The organism is Bradyrhizobium sp. CFUWI, from assembly GCF_056429085.1.
Genome location: NZ_JBWJZE010000002.1, coordinates 527,634 through 544,832, shown reverse-complemented (window position 1 = coordinate 544,832; position 17,199 = coordinate 527,634). Strand labels below are relative to the sequence as shown.

Below are 17,199 nucleotides of genomic sequence, written 5' to 3'. Positions count from 1 at the left end.
GCTTCCGGACTTCAGTTGCAAGCTGGTTTTCAGGGGGCCGAAGGCATGTCGCGTGCAGACGCCGCGAACGCGTGCGTCCAATCCGATTCGATCAAGGGATTGGCGCAATCGATCGCGAAACCTGCCTATCATCGGCTCTTGATCGCGGAGCCGGCGCTTCGTCGCGCCGTGCCGACGCTCATCATCGCCTTCCTGATCACGATCTGCCTCGGCGCGTTCGTCCAGGTGGTCGACCAGACCCGCCAGAAGCGGCTGGCGATCCGCCACGACATCTCGGCGCTCGCCGATGTGCTGGCCGACCGCATCGACCGCCTCACCTCGGTGCGGCAGGAGCGTCTCAAAAACATCGAGGGCCTGCCGACGCTGCTGCCGGACCTGATCCCGTCCTGGGGCACGGCCTCGGGCCGCCACGTCATCGTCACCTCGGCCGGTATCGACCGCCGCGTCCTCGCCCGCGTCCCGGTCGACAGCGATCCTTCCGGCAACGACCGTCTGCTCGATGCCATCACAACGGCACAACTGCTCGCGGCGCCGACCCGCGACGGCAACATCTCCGACATGACGCTGCCCACCGGCAACGCCGCGATGGCGACCTCGCGGCAGATCAAGTCGCTGCCCGGCTTCGTCACCGTGATCCAGGAGCGCAACGAGCCGATCTGGGGCTCGGACGCCGCGCTCTCGGTGACGCTGTCGGCGACCACGGGATTCGTCGTCCTGATCCTCGGCTTCGCCTTCCACTGGCAGTCCACCCGCGCCCGCGAGGGCGATCTCATCAACGACGCCGTGCGCGGCCGCATCGACACCGCGCTCAACCGCGGCCGCTGCGGCCTGTGGGACTGGGACCTGTCGCGCGGCCGGATCTTCTGGTCGCAGTCGATGTTCTCGATGCTCGGCCTCGACGGCCGCCACGAGCTCCTCACTTTCGGCGAGGTCAACGCGCTGGTGAAGTCCGACGACATCGACCTGTTCGCGATCGCCGACCAGCTCATCTCGGAGAAGATCGACCACATCGACCAGACCTTCCGCATGCAGCATGTCGACGGCCACTGGATCTGGCTGCGCGTCCGCTGCGAGAAGACCCGCGGCGCCACCGATTCCAGCGTGCACCTGATCGGGATCGCCGTCGACATCACCGAGCAGAAGAGCCTCGCCGAGAGGACGGTGGAAGCCGACCTTCGCCTGCGCGACGCCATCGAGACGATTCCGGAAGCCTTCGTGCTGTGGGATGCGAGCGACCGCCTCGTGCTCTGCAACTCGCACTTCCAGCGCCTGCACAAGCTGCCCGAGAGCGCCGTCATCCCCGGCACCTCCTACGAGACCGTGCTCGAGGTCGGCCGCATGCCGGAGGTGCGCACCCGCCACAACGAGACCGCGGCCCAAGGCCCGGGCGCGCGCACCTTCGAGGCGCAGCTCGACGACGGCAGCTGGCTGCACATCAGCGAGCGCCGCACCAAGGACGGCGGCTACGTCTCGGTCGGCACCGACATCACCCGCATCAAGGAGCACGAGCAGAAGCTGGTCGACAACGACCTGCGCCTGCGCGCCACCGTCATCGACCTGAAGCGTTCGCAGGCCGCGCTGGAGCGCCAGGCGGTCGAGCTCGCCGATCTCGCCGAGAAGTACCAGCGCGAGAAGACCCGCGCCGAGGAGGCCAACCAGACCAAGTCGAAATTCCTCGCCAATATGAGCCACGAGCTGCGCACGCCGCTCAACGCCATCATCGGCTTCTCCGAGATCATGGGCTCGGGCATGTTCGGCGAGCTCGGCAGCGAGAAGTACCAGGAATATTGCCAGGACATCCTGACCAGCGGCCATTATCTGCTCGAGGTCATCAACGACATCCTCGACATGTCGAAGATCGAGGCCGGCCGCATGAAGCTCGACATGGAGCAGCTCGACCTGTCGCGGACGCTGGCGGAATCCCTGCGGGTCGTCACCGGCCGGGCCCAGGATAAGCACATCACGCTCGACGCCGACATCGCAAAATCCATCTCCGTCGTCGCCGACCGCCGTGCCACCAAGCAGATCATCGTCAACCTGCTCTCCAATGCGGTGAAGTTCACGCCCGACGGCGGGCGCGTCGTGGTGCGCAGCCGTCAGCTCGAGGACCGGATCGTGCTGATGATCGCCGACACCGGCATCGGCATCGCGCCGCATTCGCTGGCACGGCTCGGCCGCCCGTTCGAGCAGGTGGAGAGCCAGCTCACCAAGACCTATCACGGCTCGGGCCTCGGGCTCGCCATCGCCCGCTCGCTGGCGCAGCTCCACGGCGGCTCGATGCGGCTGCGCTCCAAGCTCGAGGTCGGCACCGTCGTCCGCGTGATCCTGCCGCGCGACGCGATCAAGGCGGCGTCCGGGATATCGGCCGCGGCTTAGCGCACGGCGGGACGCTCGCCCGAGGCCATCCTTCGAGACGCCCGCCTGCGGCGGGCCCTCAGGATGAGGTCGGCGTGCGCGGCAGCAATTTCGAAGGATCCCCGGCGCCGAGCCTCATCCTGAGGAGACTGCGAAGCAGTCGTCTCGAAGGACGAGGCGCTTGCTCGAATCTACAATTGCAGCGTCGGCGCGACTTCGCGCGCGACATTGACCAGCGCCGCGATCAGCGGCGTCATCGGATCGCGCTGCGGGATGACCATGCCGATGCTGTAATTGACGTCGGGCTCGACGATCGGGATCGAGCGCACCGTGTCGGAAAGGCCGAGCGTCTCGGCAAGCTTGGCCGGCATCACGCTCGCCCAGCGTCCCGTCTTCACATGCGTGAAAAGCACCAGCAGCGAGTTCGAGGTCAGCGTCGGCGTCGCCTCCGCGCCGACCGAGCGCAGCGCGCGGTCGATGATGCGGCGGTTCTGCATGTCGGGCGTCAGCAGGCACAGCGGCACCTGGCCGACCTCGGTCCAGGTCACCGTCTCGCGATCGCCGAACATCGCATCCGGCGCGGTCAGGAGACGATAGCTCTCGTTGTAGAGCGGAATGGTGCGCACCTTGCCGATCGGCTCGTTCTCGATATAGGTCAGCCCCGCATCGACCTCGAGATTTTCGAGCAGGCCCAGCACCTCGGACGAGGTCGTCGAGCGGATGCTGAAGCGCACCTCGGGATGGCGGGCGCGGAACGGCGTCGTCAGCGACGCGACCATGCCGAGCACGGTCGGGATCGCCGCGATACGGATCTCGCCGGAGAGCTGATGCTTCAGCCCGTTGATCTCGTCGCGCATCGCGCGGGCATCGCCCACGATCCGCCGCGCCCAGTCGAGCGCGCGCTCGCCTTCGGGCGTAAAGCCCTGGAAGCGCGATCCGCGCTGCACCAGCATCACGCCGAGAATCTCCTCGAGCTGCTTGAGCCCGGTCGACATCGTCGGTTGCGTGACGCCGCAGACCTCCGCCGCGCGTCCGAAATGCCGCTCCTTCGCCAGCGCCAGCAATAGTTCAAGCTTGTCGATCAATCGGTCGTCCCCTCGAATTCTGTCGTGGCATGCAAGCTAGCACGCCGGGCCTGCACCAACACGCAAAAACCGGCAGCCGGCCCAACTTTCATTGCCGTTTCGGATCAGACGATAGCGATTGCAAATCGATCAGAATCCGCAATCGCAGCACGGGACAGCTTTATTGATCTTCGAATGATTCCAACTAGTTTGCGGCAAAGGAAACGCTCAGGTTGAGAACGAAGAATGACAGCGGTTTTTGAGCCCTGGAACGAGACGCGCGGCGGCGAAATCATCGCTGAACATGCCAACCAGGAGGGCGCGACGCTGGTCATCCTGCATGCGCTGCAGGAGGCGTTCGGCTATGTGCCGCAGGCCGCCATCCCGATGGTGGCGCAGGCGCTCAATCTGTCGCGCGCCGAAGTGCATGGCGTGGTCACGTTCTATCATGACTTCCGCCACAAGCCGGCCGGCCGCCACGTGCTCAAGCTGTGCCGCGCGGAGGCCTGCCAGGCCGCGGGCGGAGATGCGCTGGCCGCGCGCGCCGAAGCGAAGCTTGGCGTGTCGCTCGGCAACACCACGCCCGACGATCGCGTCACGCTGGAGCCGATCTACTGCCTCGGCCTGTGCGCGACCGCACCGTCCGCGATGCTCGACGGCCGGCTGATCGGCCGGCTCGATCAGAAGCGGCTCGATGCGCTGGTTGCGGAGGCGCAGCGATGAACCTGCGTCTGTTCGTTGCACGTGACGCCGGCGCAATCGCCGTCGGCGCCGACGAGGTTGCGCTGGCACTGGAGCAGGCAGCAAGCAAGCGCGGCCTGACGATCGAGATCGTCAGGACCGGCTCGCGCGGGATGTACTGGCTCGAGCCGCTGGTCGAGGTGGCGACGCCGCAGGGCCGCATCGCCTTCGGCCCGGTCACCGAAGCCGATGTGCCATCGCTGCTCGATGCACTCGCCGGCAACACGCCGCATCTGCTGCGGCTGGGGGCAACCGACGAAATTCCCTGGCTGAAGCGGCAGACCCGCCTCACCTTCGCCCGCTGCGGCGTGATCGACCCGCGCTCGCTCGACGACTACCGCGCCCATGGCGGCTACAGGGGTTTTGAGCACGCGCTCTCGCTCGGACCCGATGCGATCCTGAACGAAGTCACGGCGTCGGGCCTGCGCGGCCGCGGCGGCGCGGGCTTCCCGACCGGCATCAAGTGGAAGACGGTGGCGCAGGCCAGGGCCGACCGCAAGTTCATCGTCTGCAACGCCGACGAGGGCGACAGCGGTACATTCGCCGACCGCATGATCATGGAGGGCGATCCCTTCCTGGTCATCGAGGGCATGACCATCGCCGGCCTCACCGTCGGCGCGACCAGGGGCTACATCTACATCCGCAGCGAATATCCGCATGCGGTGGAGGCGATGAATGCTGCCCTCGCCGCCGCCAGGCGCGGCGGCTATCTCGGCGACAGGATCGGCGGGTCGACCCACAGCTTCGATCTCGAAGTCCGCGTCGGTGCCGGCGCTTACGTCTGCGGCGAAGAGACCTCGCTGCTGGAAAGCCTCGAAGGCCGGCGCGGCATCGTGCGCGCCAAGCCGCCGCTGCCGGCGCATCACGGCCTGTTCGGCAAGCCGACGGTCATCAACAACGTGCTGTCGTTCGCGGCTGTCCCCTTCGTGCTCGCCGAAGGCGCCAAGGCCTATGCGGATTTCGGCATGGGCCGTTCGCGCGGCACGATGCCGATCCAGCTCGCCGGCAATATCCGTCACGGCGGGCTGTTCGAGACCGCGTTCGGCGTGACGCTCGGCGAGCTCGTCGACGATATCGGCGGCGGCACGTTGACCGGCCGCCCGGTTCGCGCCGTGCAGGTCGGCGGGCCTCTTGGCGCGTATTTCCCCCGTGCCCTGTTCGACACGCCGTTCGACTACGAGGCCTTTGCCGCGCGCGACGGCCTGATCGGCCATGGCGGCATCGTCGTGTTCGACGACAGCGTCGATATGCGTAGGCAGGCCCGCTTCGCCATGGAGTTCTGCGCCGTCGAGTCCTGCGGCAAGTGCACGCCGTGCCGGATCGGTTCGACCCGCGGCATCGAGACCATCGAGAAGATCATCAACGGCGAACGCGTCAGCGAAAACATCGCGCTCGTGGAAGACCTCTGCAACACCATGAAATTCGGCTCGCTCTGCGCACTCGGCGGCTTCACGCCCTACCCCGTGCTCAGTGCATTGAAGCATTTCCGGGAGGATTTCGCCCCCGCCCCGACCACGCTTCAGGCCGCGGAATAGGAGAGCGACGATGTCTCTGATCGAAGAAATCGACTACGGCACGCCGGCTTCCAAATCGGAAACGATGGTCACGCTGACCATCGACGGCAATGAGGTCACGGTGCCCGAGGGCACCTCGATCATGCGCGCCGCGATGGACGCGGGCCACCAGATCCCGAAGCTCTGCGCCACCGACATGGTCGATGCGTTCGGCTCCTGCCGGCTCTGCCTCGTCGAGATCGAGGGCCGCGCCGGCACGCCGGCGTCCTGCACCACGCCGGTGATGAACGGCCTCGTCGTGCACACCCAGACCGAGCGGCTGAAGAAACTGCGCAAGGGCGTGATGGAGCTCTACATCTCCGACCATCCGCTCGACTGCCTCACCTGCGGCGCCAATGGTGATTGCGAATTGCAGGACATGGCCGGCGCAGTGGGCCTGCGCGACGTGCGCTATGGCTACGAGGGCGAAAACCACGTCTTTGCCAAGACGGACGGCTGCACCAACGACAATTGGATGCCGAAGGACGAGTCCAACCCCTATTTCACCTATGATCCGTCCAAGTGCATCGTCTGCTCGCGCTGCGTCCGCGCCTGCGAGGAGGTGCAAGGCACCTTCGCGCTGACCATCTCCGGCCGCGGCTTCGACAGCCGCGTCTCGCCCGGCATGAGCGAGAGCTTCCTGGGCTCGGAATGCGTGTCGTGCGGCGCCTGCGTGCAGGCCTGCCCGACCGCGACGCTGACCGAGAAGTCCGTGATCGAGATCGGCCAGCCCGAGCACTCCGTCGTCACCACCTGCGCCTATTGCGGCGTCGGCTGCGCCTTCAAGGCCGAGATGCGCGGCGAGGAAGTCGTGCGCATGGTGCCCTACAAGGACGGCAAGGCCAATCGCGGCCATTCCTGCGTCAAGGGCCGCTTCGCCTGGGGCTACACCAACCACAAGGAACGCATCCTGAAACCGATGATCCGCGAGCGCATCGAGGATCCCTGGCGCGAAGTGTCCTGGGACGAGGCATTCTCGTTCGCCGCCGCCAGGATGCGCGGCATCCAGAAAAAGTACGGCCGCGACGCCATCGGCGGCATCACCTCCTCTCGCTGCACCAACGAAGAGACCTATCTGGTGCAGAAGCTGATCCGCGCCGGCTTCGGCAACAACAACGTCGACACCTGCGCCCGCGTCTGCCACTCCCCGACCGGCTACGGCCTTGCCACCACCTTCGGCACCTCCGCCGGCACGCAGGATTTCGACTCGGTCGAGCACACCGACGTCGTCCTGGTCATCGGCGCCAACCCCGCCTCCGCCCACCCGGTGTTCGCCTCGCGGCTGAAAAAGCGGCTGCGCCAGGGCGCCAGGCTGATCGTGATCGATCCGCGCCGCACCGAGATGGTGGAATCGCCGCATGTGAAGGCGCTGCATTTGCCCCTGATGCCCGGCACCAACGTCGCGGTCATGACCGCGCTGGCGCACGTCATCGTCACCGAAGGGCTCGTCAACGAGGCCTTCGTGCGCGAACGTTGCGACTGGAGCGAATTCGAGGAATGGGCCGCCTTCGTCGCGCAGCCCAAGAACAGCCCGGAAGCCACCGCCATCCTGACCGGCGTCAATCCGAAGGACCTGCGCGAAGCCGCCCGCACCTACGCCACCGGCAGCAATGGCGCGATCTATTACGGGCTCGGCGTCACCGAGCACAGCCAGGGCTCGACCACCGTGATCGCAATCGCCAACTTGGCGATGGCCACAGGAAATATCGGCCGCCCCGGCGTCGGCGTGAACCCGTTGCGCGGGCAGAACAACGTGCAGGGCTCCTGCGACATGGGCTCGTTCCCGCACGAGCTGCCCGGCTACCGCCACATCTCCGGCGATGCCGTGCGCGACCAGTTCGAGGCGCTGTGGAACGTCAAGCTCAACCCCGAGCCGGGCTTGCGCATTCCCAACATGTTCGACGCCGCGGTCGAGGGCACGTTCATGGGAATCTACGTGCAGGGCGAGGACATTCTCCAATCCGATCCCAACACCAGCCACGTGGTGGCGGCGCTGTCGGCGATGGAATGCGTGATCGTTCACGATCTCTTCCTGAACGAGACCGCGAACTACGCCCACGTCTTCCTGCCCGGCTCGAGCTTCCTCGAGAAGGACGGCACCTTCACCAACGCCGAGCGCCGCATCCAGCGCGTGCGCAAGGTGATGACGCCGAAGAACGGCATGGCCGACTGGGAGGTCACGATCGGCCTTGCCAAGGCGATGGGCTTCGAGATGAACTACAGCCACCCGTCCGAGATCATGGACGAGATCGCGGCGCTGACGCCGACCTTTGCCGGCGTCTCCTACGCCAAGTTGGATGAGCTCGGCTCGGTGCAGTGGCCCTGCAACGAGAAGGCGCCCGAGGGCACGCCGGTGATGCATATCGATGGCTTCGTCCGCGGCAAGGGCAAGTTCGTCGTGACCGAATATGTCGCGACCGATGAGCGCACCGGCCCACGCTATCCCCTGCTGCTCACCACCGGCCGCATCCTCAGCCAATACAATGTCGGCGCGCAGACACGGCGCACCGACAACGTGGTCTGGCATGCCGAGGATCGCCTCGAGATCCATCCGCACGATGCCGAGCAGCGCGGCGTGCGCGACGGCGACTGGGTGCGGCTGAAGAGCCGTGCCGGCGAGACCACGCTGCGCGCGGAGATCACCGATCGCGTGGCGCCCGGCGTCGTCTACACCACCTTCCACCATCCGGACACGCAGGCCAACGTCATCACCACGGACTATTCGGACTGGGCGACCAATTGTCCCGAATACAAGGTCACGGCGGTGCAGGTCTCGCCATCGAACGGCCCCTCCGACTGGCAGAAGGCCTATGACGCGCAGGCGCGGCAATCCCGCCGCATCGTGCCAGCCGAAGCCGCGGAGTAACGGCATGCACGTCGCGGTTCAGGCGATCGATCGCGGAATCTGGCGCAACGGTGTGGCGTCCGAAGGAACGCGTTTCATTCCGGAGGAGACGCCGTTGGCGCTGACCTATAATGGCGGCACCTACGCCGTCATGATGGGGACGCCGCAGAACTTGGAAGATTTTGCGGTCGGCTTCAGTGTGAGCGAAGGCATTATCAAGTCGGTCGACGACATCAAGTCGCTCGACATCGTTCGCCTTGACGACGGCATCGAGCTCAGGATGTGGCTGGCGCCGGATGATGCCGCACGCATCAGCGAGCGCCGTCGCCATGTCGCCGGGCCCACCGGCTGCGGCATCTGCGGGATCGAGTCCATCGCCGAAGCCGTACGCCCCCCAGCGGTGGTGTCGCAGGGGCCGAGCTTCACGCCGGAACAGATCATGGCGGCGATGCAGGCCATCGCGCCCTTGCAGTCGATCAACCTGCAGACCCGCGCCGTTCACGCCGCCGCATTCTGGTCCCCTCCCGGCAACATCGTCGCGCTGCGCGAGGACGTCGGCCGCCACAACGCGCTGGACAAGCTCGCCGGCGCCCTGGCGCGCAGCCGCACCGATCCTCGCGGCGGCCTGGTGCTGCTCACGAGCCGGGTCTCGGTCGAGATGGTGCAGAAGGCCGCCGCGATCGGCGCACCTGTGCTGATCGCGGTCTCCGCACCGACCGCGCTCGCGGTGCGCTCGGCGGAAGCCGCCGGCATCACGCTGATCGCGATCGCCCGGCAGGACGGATTCGAGATATTCACGCATGGCAGCCGGGTCGCCGCGCGCCATGCCACGGAGGTTGCCGATGTCGCCTGACCGCCTGATCTACATGGCCAACCAGATCGGCACGTTCTTCCGCAGCCAGGGCCACGGCAAGGCTGTGCCGGGGATTGCCGAGCACATCAAGAAATTCTGGGATCCCAGGATGAAGCGCGCGATCTTCGCCCATCTCGACGCCGGCGGCGCGGGCCTCGAGCCCGACGTCCGCGAGGCGCTCACCTCGTTGCAGGCTGCGTCCCTTCCAGCAGCGCCCTGAACACGCGCCGCACCTCGCCCTGCGTCTCCTTCACGCGCGCCTCGAGCGACGAGAAATCCGGCGCATCGCCGGCGCGCGCCATCACGCGTTGCAGATCGTTGCCGGCGGTTTCGGGTTTGAAGCGGTCGCTCACGCACAGCCGCAGGATCTGAGTCAGATCGTGGTAGAGCCGCGCGGCTGCGCGCAATATCTCGGTCTCCGATTGCGGCAGGACGCCGAGCCTGCACGCGTTTTCCAGCACCTGCATGGTGCCGACGTCCAGGATCTCCGGCTTGTCGTGCGCATGCACGAGCTGGAGATATTGCGCGATGAAGTCGATGTCGACCATGCCGCCGGCGGCATGCTTGAGATCCCAGCAATCGGCCTCGCCCTTCTCCTGGGCGATGGCTCGCCGCATGTCGGCGACGTCGTTGGCGGTGATGGCGGGATCGCGGCGGCGGGTCAGGACGTCGCGGATGACGCGCTCGATCCGTTGCCGGAATTCGGGCGAAGCCGACACCACGCGGGCGCGCGTCAGGGCCATATGCTCCCAGGTCCAGGCCTCGTTGGCCTGGTAATCCGCGAACGAGACGAGGCTCGAGGCCACCGGGCCGGCACGCCCCGAGGGACGCAGCCGCATGTCGATCTCGTACAGCACGCCGTAATTGGTGCGCGTCGTGAACGCGCTGATCAGGCGCTGGGTCAGGCGGGCAAAATAATGCGCGCCCTGAAGCGATTTCGGCCCGTCGGAGTCGGGATGGTCGCTGTCGAAATCGTAGAGCAGGATCAGGTCAAGATCGGAGGACGCGGTCATCTCGCGGCTGCCGAGCCGTCCCATCGCGATGATCGCGGTCTCCTGGCCCTTGATCCGGCCGTGCTGGGCGGCGAAACGGTCGGCAACGAGGCCATGCACGGTGTGGACGATGCCTTCGGCGACGTCGGCAAAGGCCGTGCTGGCCTGCTGCGCCGAGACGGTGCCGGACAGGATCCGCGTGCCGATCAGGAACAGGCTCTCCTGCCCGAACAGGCGCAGGCGATCCAGGAACTCTTCGTAGGAGCCGGCATCCTGCACGGTCGCGGCCAGCCGTCCCGACAATTCCTGCCGGTCCGGCATGGCGCCGAAGAAGCGCGGATCGATCAGGCCGTCCATCAGCTGCGGCTGCCGCGCCAGCATCTCGCCGAGCCGCGGCGCCGCGCCCAGCACCAGCGCGACAAGCGCGACGAGCCCGCGGTTCTGGCCGAGCAGCGTGAACAGCCGGCCGCCGCGCTGCAAGGCCCCCAGGAATTGATCGAACGCGACGACGGCGCGGTCCGGCTCCTCGGCATGGGCAAGCCCATCGATCAGGGCGGGCACGAATTCGACGAAGGCGTTCCGCGTCGCCTCATTGCGGAACACGCGATAGTCGCCGGTGACCCAGTCGCGCACGGTCTGCGCCACGGCGGCGGGCTTCTTGAAGCCGAGCGTCACGAGGTGCTGGAGCAGGCGTGGATCGTCAGGGCCAGCACTGTAATCGAGCGCCGGCAGCCTGGCCGTGCCGGTCGGATCGTCACCCTCGAACAGCTTCTCGTAGTGCCCCTGCACGATCTTGAGCTGCCGCAGCAGGTCGCCCGCAAAGGCCTCGCGATCCGGATAGCCGAAGAAGCGCGCAAAACGCTCGACCGCTTCCTTGTCTTCGGGCAGCGCGTGGGTCTGCTCGTCGGCGATCATCTGGAGGCGATGCTCGACCCGGCGCAGGAATTCGTACGCAATGGTCAGCTCGTCGCGCGCAGCTGGGGTGATCCAGTTGCTGGAGGCGAGAATGTCGAGCGCACTGAGCGTCGGCCGCACCCGCAATTCCGGATGGCGGCCGCCGGCGATCAATTGCTGGGTCTGCGCAAAAAACTCGATCTCGCGGATGCCGCCGCGGCCGACCTTGACGTTGTGCCCCTCCACCGCGACCTCGCTCTGGCCGCGATAGGTCTGCATCTGCCGCTTCATGTCGTGGACGTCGGCGAGCGCGGCGAAGTCGAGATGCTTGCGCCAGACGAACGGCGCGATCTCGGCCAGCAGCGCCTCGCCTGCGCGGGCATCGCCGGCGCAGGCACGCGCCTTGATCATCGCGGCGCGCTCCCAGGTGCGCCCTTCGCGCTCGTAATAGCTCAGCGCTGCGTCGCGCGAGATCGCCACTTGTGTCGAGGACGGATCGGGCCGCAGGCGCAGATCGACGCGGAAGACGTAGCCGTCATAGGTGCGCTGCTGGAGGATGCGCGCCATGCCCTGCGTGAGCCGGACGAAGAACGGCTGCGGCTCGATGTCCGCCGCCAGCGTCGTCGCATCGGGATCGAAGAACACGATGAGATCGATGTCGCTGGAATAGTTCAGCTCGCCCGCGCCCATCTTGCCCATGGCGAGCACGATCAGCCCGCAGCCCTCTTCGGGTGCCTCCGGATTGGGCGGCGCGAGCTTGCCGCGTGCGGCTTCCTGCCGCAGCAGGTATTGCAGCGCCGCCTGCACCGAGGACACCGCGACATCGGTCAGCGCCGCCGTCACCCGCATCACCGGCCAGACCCCGCCGATGTCGCACAAGGCGGTCAGCAGCGCGGTCTCCGCTTTCATGCGGCGAAGCAGCCGCATCACCTCGGCCTCGTCCGCCGCCGCGAGCACCGCAGCCCTCGCCTCCGCGATGAGTTCCGCCAGATGCGAATCCGGATCGCATTCGAGCAGCCGGATCAGGCGCAAGGCGTCGGCGCGCACCAGATCGAACAGATAGGACGAGAATTCCGCGATACCGGCCAGGATGTCCTTCGCGAAGGGATGCGCCAGCAGCGCTTCGAGACGGGCCGATTGGGCCGGCTCAAGCTCGCTCAGCCAGCTTTCAAGACGTCGCTCGTCGGTTGTGGAAGCGGCAATATGGGGAGCTTCCGCGAAGCGCGCGGCCAGCCTCTCACCATGCTTGTCCGCGTTTCCCGGCGCGGAGTGGTTCATGCCACCTTCTGTGGCACATCCGGTATTGGCGGAGCAACCCTGTCGCCGGCGCCGGCGCGCGCGGGGAGCACCAGCGTGGCGACGAGGCCGGGCTGGGCGTCGCCCAATTTCAACTCACCGCCATGCAATGTGGCAACCGCGGAAGCGAGGCTGAGGCCGAGGCCGGAGCCCGGCAGCGTGCGGCTCGCTTCCAGGCGCACGAATCGTTCGACGGCATGCTTGCGGTCGGCCTCGGGAATGCCGGGACCGCGATCGGTGACGCTGAGCAGCACCTGGTCGCCGTCGCGCCTGGCCTCGATCAGAATCGGCCGGGCCTCCATGCTCACCACGGTTCCGCCGGTCTGCGCCACCGGCTTGCCGTATTTGATCGCGTTCTCGACCAGATTGGCGAGCGCCTGGCTGACCAGTTCGCGGTTGGCGTGAATTGGCGTCGGCTCGGCCTTGACCTTCAAGGTCATGCCGTCGTCCTCGGCGAGCGGCTCGTAGAGCTCGTGGATGCCGTTGGCAACCTCGGCCGCGTCGAAATCATCCATGTTGCCGCGCGCCTGCCCGGACTCGGCGCGCGCGATCATCAGCAGCGCGTTGAAGGTGCGGATCAGACCGTCGGACTCCTCGATGGTCCGCTCCAGCGCCGCCCGGTAATCGGCTTCGCAGCCCGATTTGGCCAGCGCCTCCTCGGCGCGGTTGCGCAGGCGCGTCAGCGGCGTCTTGAGATCATGGGCGATGTTGTCGGAGACCTCCTTCAGCCCCGCCATCAGCGCCTCGATCCGTTCCAGCATGGCGTTGAGATTCTCGGCAAGGCGATCGAGCTCGTCGCCGCTGCGCCCGACCGGCAGGCGCTCGCTGAGATCGCCCGACATGATGCGCTGCGCGGTCCCCGTCATGGCGTCGATGCGTCGGAGCACGCGGCGCGCAACGAAGACGCCGCCGCCGAGACCGAGCACGACGACGATCAGGATCGACCATTGCGCGGCCTTGGCGACGATGCCGAACAGCCGCCGCCGCTCGGCGAGGTCGCGGCCGATCAGGAGGCGAAAGCCGTTCTCCAGTTCGGTGACGCGCACCAGCGCGCGATGGTCGCGGTCGTCGGCGTCCTCGAGGCGCCGGTAGGCGGTCTCCGACCAGCCGCGCGTCGCCATCACGCCCGGCGCCAGCGAGCCGACATTGCCGGCGATCGCCTGCCCGGTCGGCGTGGTCACGAGGTAGAGATTGGCGCCGGGCCGCAGCGCCCGGTACTCGATCGCCAGCACAAGGCCGCGCAGGCCCCTGCGGCCATAGATCTCGGATATCTCCGAGGTCTCGGCATTGACCGTCTGCGTGATCTCCTCGGTGATCAGCCGCCGCGTATTCCAGGCGAAATAAGCCAGCAGCGAGGCCGCGAACATCGCGAACAGCAGCAGATAGACCAGCGTGAGCCGGAATGCCGTGGTGCGGACGAGTTTACCGAATGCCGTCACGGATCATGTATCCAATTTCAGTGCCGCGCCTGCTATCACCGAGCATCCTCACCCTTCATATTCTGCTTTATTTACAGTACCTTGGGTTCTTAAGCCATCGTCTGTCTTCGCCTAAAATCGCCGAACGCCGGCCGGCCAGGTAGAAAAGTGGTAAGGCTGCGCATGGGTCCATTTGAAAGTATCCGTGACGGTCACACATCCAACTGGTTCCTCGTGGAACGACTGACCATGGCGGGCAAAGCATCCGTGCCGGCAAGTGGTAAGCGAAAGGGGAACGTTAAAGTGGCGCTCAATTCGAGCCAAGTTAAATCCCTGCAAGCTGGCGTTCATGCGGACAATGGGGACTCTATCTGGTCGTGCGCAGGAACGGTGATCGGGTGTGGGCCTTCCGTTTCACCGGCCCCGAGGGCCAACGGGCGCAGATGGAGTTCGCCAGGGCTGGCGACCGCGACAGCGCAGGGGGGTGACGTTCTGACCCTAAGCAGCGCGCGCGAGAAGGCACGCGAGTACAAGGTTGCATTGAAGCGCGAGGGCATCAGCGCGGTCTCGTGGTCTTCGAACTTCTCAGGCTCGAACCGCCCCGCCTTTTGATTCACGATGTGCTTTGCAAGATCCAGCATATCTTTCGTGACCTTCAAGTCCTGGATCTCGCCGAAATATTCCTGCTCGCTCCGCACCTCGTAGGGATAGCGGAGCAGCTTGCAGACGAGACCCTTCCGGCACGGCAGCCCCCCACCTTTGCCCACCGTTCAAACTTGGTGGAATGACTATCACAGGTTGAAATCATCCCGGCACCTGTTACGCTTACTGCCTTCATTATATCTTTTCAGGGAGGACGCCTCGCATGGCCAGCCCCAAGATCATTATCCTGTCTGACGGCACCGGTAATGCCGCCTCGAGCGTCTGGCGCACGAACGTCTGGCGGATGTTCCAGGCGCTCGACCTGCAAGGCAACAGCCAGGCCGCGAGATACGACGATGGCGTGGGTACCTCGTCCTTTGTGCCGCTCGCTGTGTTGGGCGGCGCATTCGGATACGGCCTCAAGCGCAACATCCTCGACGCCTACAAGTACATCTGCCGCAACTACGATCACCAGAAACACTCAAAGATCTATCTCTTCGGCTTCAGCCGTGGCGCGTTCACCGTGCGTGTCCTCGGCGCGATCATTCTTCAGCAGGGCCTGGTTGTGGCGGATACCGAAGCAGAGCTGCACAACGGCGCGGTCAAGGCTTACAGGGCCTACCGGGCAAAGGGCTACCACTCGATCTTGCGGATCGAGGTGCTCTTCCGCGCCTTGCGCGACTACCTTCTGGCGCCGGTGCTGGACCTCCTGCAGAGCAACAAGTCCTACGCCGAAATCGTCCGCAAGGACGTCCCATCCATAGAGTTCATCGGCGTGTGGGACACGGTCGCTGCCTACGGCCTGCCCATGGATGAAATGACACGCGGCATCAGCAACTGGATCTGGCCCCTTGAGCTTCCGAACCGGATCTTGAGCCAACGCGTCAAATGCGCAAGGCACGCGCTTGCGCTCGACGATGAGCGGACGACCTTCCATCCCGTGCTCTGGACCGAGGAAGGCGAATCCAAGCCCGCGGTTCCCACCACCATCGACGACGAGCGCCTGGTCCAGGTCTGGTTCGTCGGCATGCACGCCAACGTGGGCGGAGGCTATCCCGACGATGCCGTATCGTTCGTACCGCTGTCCTGGCTTGTCGACGAATCCATCAAGCATGGTCTCGTTTTCAAGGAGGCACCGTTCGCAGACCCCGACTCCATTAAGCTGATCAGTTCAGCGCAGGATAAGGACGGCCGCCTCTACGACTCGCGTTCCGGCCTCGGGTCCTACTATCGCTATGGCCCGCGGAAGGTCTCTGACCTGTGCAATGACCCGTATGTCGGCGTCAGCGTCAAGTTGCCGAAGATCCACGAAAGTGTGTTCGACCGTATCGACAGCGGCTGCAATGCCTATGCTCCGATCGGCTTGCCGCCGGAATACCTCGTGGTTTCCCGCAACGGTAAGCTCACGCCGCTCGCGCCGACGACATTCGAGACGCCAGGGGGTGCGACCGCCCGTTTTGCGGCACAGGAAAAGCTCTGGAATTTCGTCTGGATGCGTCGGCTGGCGTATTTCGCCACCCTGGCTGCCACGCTGCATCTTGCGGCGTTCTGGCTCTTCCACGACCGCATCAAGGAGCATGAGTTCGAGTCACCGATCCGGATGGTCTCGGAATTCGTGCGGTTCATCGAGTCCTTCCTGCCGAAATCATTTCACTGGTGGACGGACTGGTACGCCGCGAATCCTGAATGGTTCGCCGGCGGCATCGTCGCCGTGATCATGCTGATGGTTCTTGGCGGCAGCCTTAGCAGCAAAATCAAGGACCGGATGCGCCTGCTCTGGCGAGACCGGGCGGCGCCAGTGCCGCTCTCCGGTCTGATGCACGACGCCATTTACGCGTTCAGGACCCATGCGCTCTATCAGTTCGTCATACGCGCCGGGAAGCGGCACGTCCTGCCCCTGCTTCTGGTGGTGGCGATGGTCTGGGTCGGTGCGACAGTCACGAGCCATTTCCTGTTCAACGTCGCGGATTCCATGGGAGCATTCTGCGAAGGCACGGCGGAGGCCGAGCTTGTCCCGGTCAACAAGGGCATTGACCAGAATGGCGCAGACTTCGCGACGTCGGCGATCTGCGCGCCAACAGGCCTGAAGGTCTTTTCCGGTCGCTCGTATGAGATCAGGATCGCGGTCACCGAGCCCTGGACTGACGCCGAGCGGCCGACCACACCTGTTGGCTTCCGGACCTCTACCGTAGAGCTCGCTGACCGGTGGAAGTTTCGCGGTGCGATATTCCTCCGTCGCATCCTGTTCAGACCCTGGCACCGCATCATCGCGCGGGTTGGTGAGACCGGCGTGGACGAGTATTTCCTTGATCCTATCCCGCTTCCGAACACGACGCCGCAAACGTACAAAGCAACGTTCAAGGCTGCGCGCAGCGGTGAGCTATTTCTCTACGTCAACGACGCAGTGATCGGTCTGCCATGGCTCGGCGACACTTTTTACCCGAACAACGGAGGCAAAGCTAAGGTGACCGTGAAATTGTTGTGAGGCAATTCAGACCCATCGAAGGGCCCACCCGTCCGGCCGCCGCGCAAATCGTCTTGGAACA

General features: G+C 65.6%; 10 protein-coding genes and 1 pseudogene. 7 read left to right on the top strand and 4 right to left on the bottom strand.

What is annotated here, in order from left to right:
• Nucleotides 1-45 precede the first annotated feature (45 nt).
• Nucleotides 46-2,376 carry a PAS domain-containing sensor histidine kinase gene (locus AC066S_RS06265; protein WP_478269196.1) on the top strand — a complete coding sequence of 777 codons (2,331 nt, stop codon included), beginning with the start codon at nt 46-48 and terminating at the stop codon, nt 2,374-2,376.
• Nucleotides 2,377-2,546: 170 nt separating this feature from the next.
• Here AC066S_RS06265 and AC066S_RS06260 read toward each other — a convergent pair whose 3' ends face one another.
• Nucleotides 2,547-3,440, bottom strand: coding sequence for a LysR family transcriptional regulator (locus tag AC066S_RS06260; protein ID WP_028135446.1), 894 nt, complete (start codon nt 3,438-3,440; stop codon nt 2,547-2,549).
• 225 nt (nt 3,441-3,665) lie between these two features.
• Between AC066S_RS06260 and AC066S_RS06255 the strand changes: the two genes are divergently transcribed.
• Genes AC066S_RS06255 through AC066S_RS06235 form a run of 5 tightly spaced genes read left to right on the top strand, consistent with a single transcriptional unit; the run spans nt 3,666 to nt 9,631 of the window.
• Nucleotides 3,666-4,142, top strand: a complete 477-nt coding sequence (locus AC066S_RS06255; RefSeq protein WP_126256089.1) for a formate dehydrogenase subunit gamma — start codon at nt 3,666-3,668, stop codon at nt 4,140-4,142.
• Complete coding sequence (locus AC066S_RS06250) at nt 4,139-5,695, top strand: formate dehydrogenase beta subunit (RefSeq protein ID WP_135168193.1); 1,557 nt, start codon at nt 4,139-4,141, stop codon at nt 5,693-5,695. Before AC066S_RS06255 ends, AC066S_RS06250 begins: the two co-directional genes overlap by 4 nt.
• Nucleotides 5,696-5,705: 10 nt before the next feature.
• Nucleotides 5,706-8,579 carry a formate dehydrogenase subunit alpha gene (gene fdhF, locus AC066S_RS06245; protein WP_478269195.1) on the top strand — a complete coding sequence of 958 codons (2,874 nt, stop codon included), beginning with the start codon at nt 5,706-5,708 and terminating at the stop codon, nt 8,577-8,579.
• A gap of 4 nt (nt 8,580-8,583) precedes the next feature.
• Complete coding sequence (gene fdhD / locus AC066S_RS06240) at nt 8,584-9,411, top strand: formate dehydrogenase accessory sulfurtransferase FdhD (protein WP_478269194.1); 828 nt, start codon at nt 8,584-8,586, stop codon at nt 9,409-9,411.
• On the top strand, nt 9,401-9,631 hold the full coding sequence (locus AC066S_RS06235) for a formate dehydrogenase subunit delta (RefSeq protein ID WP_164718440.1): 231 nt from the start codon (nt 9,401-9,403) through the stop codon (nt 9,629-9,631). The genes fdhD and AC066S_RS06235 overlap by 11 nt, the downstream gene beginning before the upstream one ends.
• Here the strand turns inward: AC066S_RS06235 and AC066S_RS06230 are convergent.
• The 3 genes and pseudogenes from AC066S_RS06230 to AC066S_RS06220 all read right to left on the bottom strand — a co-directional run.
• Nucleotides 9,591-12,575 (bottom strand): bifunctional [glutamine synthetase] adenylyltransferase/[glutamine synthetase]-adenylyl-L-tyrosine phosphorylase, encoded by a 2,985-nt coding sequence (locus AC066S_RS06230; protein WP_478269193.1) that lies wholly within the window; start codon nt 12,573-12,575, stop codon nt 9,591-9,593. The two genes, AC066S_RS06235 and AC066S_RS06230, sit on opposite strands and share 41 nt — an antisense overlap.
• Nucleotides 12,572-14,032: a sensor histidine kinase gene (locus AC066S_RS06225; RefSeq protein WP_126256095.1), complete on the bottom strand. Its 1,461-nt coding sequence runs from the start codon at nt 14,030-14,032 to the stop codon at nt 12,572-12,574. The genes AC066S_RS06230 and AC066S_RS06225 overlap by 4 nt, the downstream gene beginning before the upstream one ends.
• A 533-nt stretch (nt 14,033-14,565) precedes the next feature.
• A pseudogene (locus AC066S_RS06220) lies at nt 14,566-14,757 on the bottom strand (non-homologous end joining protein Ku); the annotation flags it as partial.
• 119 nt (nt 14,758-14,876) lie between these two features.
• Between AC066S_RS06220 and AC066S_RS06215 the strand changes: the two are divergent.
• Complete coding sequence (locus tag AC066S_RS06215; protein WP_478269192.1) at nt 14,877-17,138, top strand: DUF2235 domain-containing protein; 2,262 nt, start codon at nt 14,877-14,879, stop codon at nt 17,136-17,138.
• The last annotated feature ends 61 nt before the right edge of the window (nt 17,139-17,199 follow it).

Coding starts and splice junctions, on each gene's coding strand:
- AC066S_RS06265 (WP_478269196.1), top strand. CDS start 46: ATGTCGCGTGCAGACGCCGCGAACGCGTGCGTCCAATCCGATTCGATC.
- AC066S_RS06255 (WP_126256089.1), top strand. CDS start 3,666: ATGACAGCGGTTTTTGAGCCCTGGAACGAGACGCGCGGCGGCGAAATC.
- AC066S_RS06250 (WP_135168193.1), top strand. CDS start 4,139: ATGAACCTGCGTCTGTTCGTTGCACGTGACGCCGGCGCAATCGCCGTC.
- fdhF (WP_478269195.1), top strand. CDS start 5,706: ATGTCTCTGATCGAAGAAATCGACTACGGCACGCCGGCTTCCAAATCG.
- fdhD (WP_478269194.1), top strand. CDS start 8,584: ATGCACGTCGCGGTTCAGGCGATCGATCGCGGAATCTGGCGCAACGGT.
- AC066S_RS06235 (WP_164718440.1), top strand. CDS start 9,401: ATGTCGCCTGACCGCCTGATCTACATGGCCAACCAGATCGGCACGTTC.
- AC066S_RS06230 (WP_478269193.1), bottom strand. CDS start 12,575: ATGAACCACTCCGCGCCGGGAAACGCGGACAAGCATGGTGAGAGGCTG.
- AC066S_RS06215 (WP_478269192.1), top strand. CDS start 14,877: ATGGCCAGCCCCAAGATCATTATCCTGTCTGACGGCACCGGTAATGCC.